Annotated in this window: 5 protein-coding genes and 1 pseudogene; 5 read left to right on the top strand and 1 reads right to left on the bottom strand. The window is 50.0% G+C overall.

What is annotated here, in order from left to right:
- The 4 genes and pseudogenes from NZ772_09070 to NZ772_09055 all read left to right on the top strand — a co-directional run.
- On the top strand, positions 1–1756 hold a 1756-nt coding region (locus NZ772_09070; protein ID MCS6813702.1), incomplete at its 5' end, for a ribulose bisphosphate carboxylase small subunit.
- Between the two features lie 19 nt (positions 1757–1775).
- Positions 1776–2426, top strand: a complete 651-nt coding sequence (locus NZ772_09065; GenBank protein ID MCS6813701.1) for a hypothetical protein — start codon at positions 1776–1778, stop codon at positions 2424–2426.
- Between the two features lie 185 nt (positions 2427–2611).
- Positions 2612–3967, top strand: a complete 1356-nt coding sequence (locus NZ772_09060) for a methyltransferase domain-containing protein (GenBank protein MCS6813700.1) — start codon at positions 2612–2614, stop codon at positions 3965–3967.
- A gap of 172 nt (positions 3968–4139) precedes the next feature.
- Positions 4140–4349, top strand: a pseudogene (locus NZ772_09055) (DUF2283 domain-containing protein).
- Positions 4350–4539: 190 nt separating this feature from the next.
- On the opposite strand, the gene NZ772_09050 reads toward NZ772_09055, so the two are convergent.
- Positions 4540–5889, bottom strand: coding sequence for a class I SAM-dependent methyltransferase (locus tag NZ772_09050; protein ID MCS6813699.1), 1350 nt, complete (start codon positions 5887–5889; stop codon positions 4540–4542).
- Between the two features lie 376 nt (positions 5890–6265).
- Between NZ772_09050 and NZ772_09045 the strand changes: the two genes are divergently transcribed.
- Positions 6266–8275, top strand: coding sequence for an ABC transporter ATP-binding protein/permease (locus tag NZ772_09045; protein MCS6813698.1), 2010 nt, complete (start codon positions 6266–6268; stop codon positions 8273–8275).
- Positions 8276–8293 lie beyond the last annotated feature (18 nt).

Raw genomic sequence — 8293 nt, 5'->3', positions numbered from 1 at the left:
GGTGTTGATTCACGGCCCTGCCTATGTGGGTGATGACTGTTTTATCGGGTTCCGATCAACCATTTTCAATGCCAGGGTCGGCAAGGGCTGCATTATCATGATGCATGTGCTGATTCAGGATGTAGAGATTCCTCCAGGACGATATGTGCCATCAGGCTCCATAATCACCGACCAAGCCCAGGCTGACAATCTGCCAGCGGTACAGCCAGAGGATTTACGGTTCTCTCGCCATGTCGTCAGTGTGAATGATGCGCTGCGATCGGGCTACCAATGTGCAGATGATGTTGCTTGCATTACACCGATTCGAGAAAAGCTGACAGCTACGGAAACAAGTGCAGTCAACAGCAGTGCTGACCAAACGCAGACAGTTGATACGCCAACGCCATCCAACTCTGGATCGTCGTCCGTTGGAATGGGTACAGATACTAGTAATTCGCAGGTAGGAACTATGGGACTTAGTGCAGACGTGATCCAACAGGTGCGTCACTTGTTAGCAAGTGGCTATCGCATTGGGACGGAACATGTGGATCAGCGGCGATTTCGGATGAACTCGTGGACAAGTTGCAGCCCGATCGCATCCACTAACGAATCGGCTGTATTTTCCGCGCTTCAGGAGTGTCTCAAAGAGCACAGTGGTGAATATGTGCGGTTGATCGGCATTGACCCCCAAGCAAAACGGCGGGTCTGTGAAGTTGTCATCCAACGTCCGGGTGACCCAGTTAGCAATGGAACCGTGGGTAGTGGCAACTACCACAGTTCTGCCCAGCCATCCTATTCCTCAGTGGCTAGTACGTCTTCCCACAGTAACGCTAGTGTCAGTGACGAGTTGCAGCGGCTAATCCGCCAAGGTTATGGCCTTGCTACTGAATACGCCGACAAGCGTCGTTATCGCACCAGTTCTTGGTTAAGTGGGCCATCGCTGCCTACTCGTAGCCCGGCAGAGGCGATCGCTGCCCTAGACGCTTTTTTGGCTGAGCATGACGGTGAGTATGTGCGTGTTATTGGCGTAGACACTCAGCGCAAACAGCGAGTTGCTGAAATTCTAGTGCAACAGCCCGATGGGCGCGTCACTATCACCGACAAATCATCGAGCTATCGAAATGGATCGACCTCTACCTATGCTGGGTCTACTAGCTTGGCGGCTGATATCGTGCAGCAGGTGCAACAGTTGGTAAATCAGGGCTATGGGGTCGGCGTTGAGTATGCAGATCTGCGCCACTATCGGGCTAGCTCTTGGACGAGCGGAGGTCTGCTGCCTGCTCGGACGGCCAGCGAGGCGATCGCAGCTCTAGAAGCATTTTTAGCAGACCACAGTGGCATGTATGTTCGCTTGCTAGGGGTTGATACAAGTGCCAAGCGGCGGGTGGTTGAGATATTGATTCAACAGCCCAATGGTAAGTCCAGCTTAAATGGCAGTGTCAGGCCAGCTAGCGTAACGTCTCAGGGCTATGCCTCTGCTGGCTCAGGTGCTCCTACATCCAGCCAGCATCTGTCATCCGATGTGCTTCAGCAACTGCAACAGTGGATTAACCAAGGATACCGAGTTGGGACTGAGTATGCAGATCAGCGGCGCTATCGCACCAGTTCTTGGCAGAGTGGGGCAACGATTACACCCCGCAGCACGTCTGAAGCGGTGTCTGTAATCGAGTCCTTCTTGGCTGAGCATCCCCAGGAATATGTCCGACTAATTGGAATTGACCCTAACCAGAAGCGACGTGTAGCTGAACTGTTGATTCAGCAGCCTCAGAAAAAATAGTGCTTAGTCACCGATGCCCATGTCCCCACCGCTTGCTAACCCAGACCTAACTGCCTGCATTTGCATTCGAGGGGATGTATCGATTCACCCGACGGCAGCGATCGCGCCGGGGGTGATCTTGCAAGCAGAGCCTAATAGCCGTATTGCCGTAGCAGCAGGCGTGTGTATCGGTAAGGGCAGCATTCTCCATGCCCATTGGGGAGCACTGATTTTAGAAGAGGGTGTCAGCCTAGGAGCAGATGTGCTGATTGTTGGGCAAGGTACAATTGGTGCCCATGCCTGTATTGGGGCAAACTCGACACTGTTTAACTATTCCGTTGAGTCTGGGCAGACGATCGCGGCTAACACCCTACTTGGGGATCCTACTCGTCAAATTACGATTGATGTAGAAGCGGTGGTAAACAATGACACGTCTAGCCCAGTTGACAGTGCAGCTAGTGCTCCAGCCCCAACGACGCATATGGCTGGGGTGGCTGTATTTGAAATTGCCACTACGGAAATTAAAAATACTTCTGGCATAACTGGTGCAGCTACACCTTCCACGGAGCAGTCTGCACCTAAAGAGGTGTATGGTAAAGCCTACATCAAGACGTTGTTAGACACTTTATTGCCAAATCGTCAAGCGTTTCAGCGGGCTTCTGAGCCAGATCCTTGGTCTGATAGCCCCTAAGCCTGTAGCAGCGGACTAGATGATGAGGCTATGATGGGAGAGACATCTGCTTGCTGTTGCCCTGGATTTGGTGCGATCGTAGAGGCTTATTTCAGTTACACAGCAAACCTAGGCAATAGGGCTGATGAATCTAACACCTAGTACGAAGGGATGGTGCTAACGTGGCGACCTCACTAGAGACCAACATGGGCAATAATCCAGATGTGGTTTTAGAAAAAGTACGGCAGCAATTTGATGCAGCACCCTACCCCAATATTGCGCCCACCGCTTCAATCAACTACACAGCAGACTTTCTCTTTGTCCATAACCTACAAACTCCTTACTATCTACGCCATCAACGGGTGCTAGATACAGCAGCAACCACCATGCTGGATGCCGGATGTGGTAGCGGCTGTAATGCCCTAGCTTTAGCAATTGCCAATCCAGGAGCAAAAATCGTTGGGGTAGATTTGTCTGTCAAGTCAGTAGAGCTAGCTACTCAGCGCCTCCATCATCACGGCTTCACCAACTGTGAATTTCATGCAATCGCCCTAGAGGAGTTGCCCTCCCTAGGCATGACCTTTGACTATATCAACTGTGATGAAGTTCTGAGTTTGTTGCCCGACCTAACCACAGGTTTGCGGGCGTTACAGGCAGTACTGAAGCCCAAAGGTATCATCCGCGCCAATGTTCACAGTGCGCCCCAGCGGTTTAACTATTATGCTGCCCAAGAGATGTGCGCCATGATGGGATTATTAGACGGCACCCCTGAGGAGTTTGAAATCGGGCTAGTGCGCGAGACGATGGAGGCCCTACGTGATGACGTTGTCTTAAAACAAGCTACCTGGAGCAACCTCAGTGAAATTGATGAAGTTGTTTTGATGAACCATTTGTTACAGGGCGATCGAGGATACACTGTTCCAGAGCTATTTGCAGCCTTGCGGGCAGCCAACCTAGAGTTTATTAGCATGGTGGACTGGCGACAGTGGGAGTTATTGTCTCTCTTCAACAACCCTGGAGATTTGCCTACATTCTGGGCCATGAGCCTGCCCGAATTGTCCGTAGAGGAACAACTGACGCTGTATGAACTGATGCAACCCAAAAACCGCCTGCTGGATTTTTGGTGTGGCCATCCTCTTCTTGATCCAGTTCCAGCACCTGTTGTCACTTGGTCACTGGCCGACTGGCAGGGCACGATCGTACATCTCCATCCCCAACTGCGCACAGACGAAGTACGGCAACAGTTGCACAGATGTATCAGAGAGCACGTAGGATTCTGCGTTAGCCAGCATCTCTCTCACCCTGCCCTGACAGATGTCACCCTAGAGTCCACCGTAGCGGCTCTTTTGGTGCCATTATGGGATGCACCCCAGCCCATCTCAGCCCTAGTAGAGCATTGGTTGCGTCTTAAGCCGCTGGATCCTGTAACACTGATTCCCGTTAGTCCAGCACAGGCAGAGATGGATGTTATCCAAGTGCTCACCCGGCTAGAGAGCTACCTCTACGTGCTAGTCGATCGTCCGTTATCGGCACAATATAGCGCTGCCTCAAGTGCTAGCTAGGCAGCCAAGCCTTTAAGCTATCCAAAGGATCCCAATATATCTCTAGGTGAATTCGGGATTATTGTACTGCCTCATGCCTCATCGCTGTTTGGAATAACTATAAGCCTACTGTTGCATTTGATCGAGACCAGTTCTGCCATAGTGATGCTCTTTAATGAAAAGGAGTCGATCTATGGCAAAATCTGTAGCCGTTTGATTTGACCCAGAAGCCGATTTTCTAGAAGTAAAATTCTCTGATGCTCTTGGTTATATGCGCGAAACGAACTACGATGCCATCGTGGAGCGCGTTGATGTAGAGGGCAATGTGATTGGCTTCTCTATCCTCAATGTGAGTCGTCTTGCCAAAGGTCATCCGCTGGTTGCACAGCTCACTGGAATATGAGGTATCCAGATGATTAGAAAATCCCCATTCCTCTAGCCTCACCTGCTGACAGAGCTAGCATCGAAATCCTTGTCTAGCAGCGCCTCGCTGACCAAGGGCAAGCTGTCACTGCCTACGAAGCCGAAACTGATGCGATCGTTCAGGTAGCAAAAGTTACCTAAATCTACTGATGCTGGCTGTTATGAATTAGCTAACCAATCAATACATAAAGATTCATCTCTAGTCGCGCCAGTACCTGAGTCACTTGGGTAAAAGCTACGTCTGCTGTTATGGGTGCCAGCGTGACTGGATGCAGTGGTTTCAGCCGTTGCCAATGGTCAACAAGGGCAGCGATCGGCTGTGGATTTTCCCACAGTAGTAGCAATAGCGCCGTTACCCCACTCTCTAGGGTGATTGGAGTGGCCGCTGGATGGTGTAAATGGTCGCTAATGCAGAAACTGGTGCGATCAGTAATACTCCTTTGCATTGCGGTGCGCACGGCCTCTGTTCGCAATTGGGGATGCAAATAAATCGTCGCGCCTTGCCAATCTTCGACTGACCAGTTCATGACAGGCTTAGGTGCCAACTCAGGCTGGGGATGTCCGCACCAGAAGTCAATTAAACGATTCACGGGCTGAATCAACTCAAATAATGTCAGCCGCTCTTCGGGAGACAGCTCCGGCAAGCTCATGGCCCAGAATAGCGGTAAATTGTTGGGATCTTTGAAGAGGGACAATAACTCCCATTTGTGCCAGTCCACCATGCTGACAAACTCTAGCTCAGCCGCACGCAGGGCAGCAAACAGTTCCCGAATGGTATAGCCGCGATCGCCTTGGTAAAGATAATTCATCAAAATGAACTGGTCATCTTGGCCGCGCTGTTCATGCCAAGTTGTCTGTTTCAACTGCACTGTATCCTTGAGGGAAGCCATGGTTTCTCGCACAATGTCTCGCTCCAATTCCTCCGGGTTGCCATCCATCAGGTGCATCATCTTGAACATAGTCTGGGCGGCATAGTAGTTGCGACGCTGGCGGGCACTGTGTAGGTTGCCCCGAATAATGCCCTGGGGTTTGAGGACGGATTTGAAAGCCCGTAACCCTGCGGTGACATCGGGGAGGATAGACATAACTTCATCGCAGTTAATGTAGTCAAATTGCATACCAAGGGATGGTAGTTGCTCTAGGGTAATTTGGTGGAACTCAGCATTAGTGACACCGTGATGACGAAGGCGCTGAGCTGCTAATTCTAGTGATGCTGCGGACAGGTCGATGCCCACAATCTGAGCACCCGGATTGGCGATCGCCAGTGCTAGCGCTTTGTAGCCACTACCACACCCAGCATCCAGAATCACCATGCCTTCGGTATTCATCACCTGGCGATAACGCAGGTAATAAGGGGTGACTAGATTGTGAATGAACAAAAACTCTGGATCATGCTGAGGAGACTTGTCTAAAGGTACAACTGGGTAGGGCAGACTATCAAATTGAGCTTGGATTTTTTGTTGGATGTCTGCAATCCCTGTCAAGGTGTCTTGGTCGGTCTGGGTAGAAAGGGTTATCATACGGTCATTGGCTCTCAGTTGATTTCGTTCAATGGTGATGGGTGCTAGTCAATTCATCACTTCGCTATAGAGTGCCCAAGTCTAGGCGTGAACAATTCGAGTTGAACATTTGAGTTGAACATTTGAGCTAGAGTCACACCTATTCACTCCATCCATTCTCCTCAGTATTAGCGTAATCGAGTGCAGCACTATACCCCTTGCTTTACTCCCGCGATTAACCAGATCTATCAGCCATCTACTGAATTAACTCTGACATCTTGTTTGATGTAATCTACAAGGGTCACAATGAATTCTGCTAAGGTCATATCTTGAGTCTTAGCGTAGTCAGCTAAAGCTATGTGTTTGTTTCGCTTTACTCCCAAGATTACCCGCACCTATGACTAGAACTGTTTCAACTACTGACCAGCAACTAAATCGGTTTGATGCTAGGCTCTGGCAGCGCTTTACTGCAATTGCCCGTCCCTATTGGTATCCGTCAGAGGCGGGAGGCAATAGCAGTTTCTTTGGGCTACTGTTTTTGCTGCTAATTTTCTTATTTGCATTTGCGTTCGTGATTGTAACTGTGCTGGTGCTGAGCACGAATGCCCTGTTTCCAGAGTTTACGAAACTAACAGCTAGTGGTTTGTTGAAAACAGTGCAGGGAACTCTGCAATCTCCGTGGGTAGCATTTGTGGCGCTGGGACTGATAATTCCAACAATTGGCTTTGTGGCAGTGCGACATCATCTTGCTGGCCGTTGGCTGCAATGGGGACTGTTGGCAGGGTTGCTGCTCTTGTCTATCTCAGTTAGCGGCTTGAATGTGGTAATCAGCTATGTAGCTCGATTTTTCCAGACGGCACTGGCAGAGAAGAACCAACCTGAATATTGGCGATTTTTGTTTGTCTATGCTGGGGTGTTTGTGGTGGGCACGCCGATCGTCGTTATCTACAGCTATTCTCAGCAACTGTTAGGGCTGCACTGGCGAGACTGGCTGACTAATAGCTTTCTAGGGCAATATTTTCAAAACCGAGCCTACTACGCGGTCAACAATGACGCAACCATCGACAACCCAGACCAACGGATTACTGAAGATATCAAATCTTTTACCAGCACTAGCCTATCGTTTCTGCTGATTGTTTTAGACTCTATAATCAAGCTCATTTCCTTCACAGGGATTCTTTGGTCTATCTCGCCGCGACTGTCCATCGTACTTATTGCCTACGCTATCTTTGGCACGATCGTCACCGTATTGTTCGGTAAACGCTTGATTGGGCTGAACTTCCGGCAATTACAAAAAGAAGCAGACTTTCGTTACAGCCTAGTGCACGTGCGAGATAATGCTGAATCCATTGCTTTTTACCAGGGTGAAGAGCAGGAATCAAGCGAAGTGAAACGTCGATTTGGCAGTGTCTTGCATAACTTCCACCTGTTGATTGGTTGGCAGCGAAACCTTGATTTCTTCACCACGGCCTATGGTTACTTTGTAGTGATCTTGCCCTACTTGTTTGTTGTGCCGCGCTACTTCGCTGGTGAATTGGACTTTGGTGCTAGCACGCAGTCAGCCATTGCCTTCAGCCAAGTACTCAGTGCCTTCTCAATTATCGTTAACCAGTTTGAACGGCTGAGTGCCTTTGCAGCCGGGGTCAATCGTTTAGAGACCTTTGAGAGTGCACTTGCAGCTCCGATGAAACCCAGTTTAGAGGGTGCCCGAACGATCGATCTCGCCATTGCTGATCAGCTAACCCTAGAGCATGTGACCCTGCAAACACCAAACTATCAGCGGACATTAGTCAGGGATTTGTCAGCGACGGTAGCACCTGGACAGAATGTGGTGATTGTTGGTCAGAGCGGTGTGGGTAAAAGTTCTATTTTGCGAGCGATCGCAGGCCTGTGGAATGCGGGCACAGGCAAAATTACTCGTCCACCTCTAGAAAACATGCTGTTCCTGCCCCAGCGTCCCTACATGATTTTGGGATCACTGCGGGCACAGTTGATTTACCCCCAACCAGATACCGATGAAACTCGTCAAACCATTAGCGACGATCGCCTGCGAGATGTTCTGCATCTGGTGAATTTAGAAGATTTGCCTGATCGAGTCGGCGGATTCGATGCCGTCTTAGATTGGGCAGATGTCCTCTCCCTTGGCGAACAGCAGCGATTGGCCTTTGCTCGGCTATTGCTGAACAAACCCAACTACGCCATTTTGGACGAGGCCACTAGTGCCTTAGATGTGAAAAACGAGGCTAACCTATACAACCTGCTCAAACAGACAGGAACTACCTTTCTCAGTGTGGGACATCGGTCTAGCTTGGTAAACTACCACCAGGCAGTGCTAGAACTGCAAGGTAATGAAAAATGGCGCTTGATCCCCGCCCAAGAGTATAGCTACCCTACAGAGTTTGCTTAACAACAACGGGGGTTAAGT

It is taken from the genome of Cyanobacteriota bacterium (genome assembly GCA_025054735.1).
In the GTDB taxonomy this organism is placed as follows: domain Bacteria; phylum Cyanobacteriota; class Cyanobacteriia; order SKYG9; family SKYG9; genus SKYG9.
The sequence above is the reverse complement of the archived record's forward strand: the minus strand, read 5'-3'. Positions and strand labels throughout refer to the sequence as shown.

Coding starts and splice junctions, on each gene's coding strand:
- NZ772_09065 (MCS6813701.1), top strand. CDS start 1,776: ATGTCCCCACCGCTTGCTAACCCAGACCTAACTGCCTGCATTTGCATT.
- NZ772_09045 (MCS6813698.1), top strand. CDS start 6,266: ATGACTAGAACTGTTTCAACTACTGACCAGCAACTAAATCGGTTTGAT.
- NZ772_09060 (MCS6813700.1), top strand. CDS start 2,612: ATGGGCAATAATCCAGATGTGGTTTTAGAAAAAGTACGGCAGCAATTT.
- NZ772_09050 (MCS6813699.1), bottom strand. CDS start 5,889: ATGATAACCCTTTCTACCCAGACCGACCAAGACACCTTGACAGGGATT.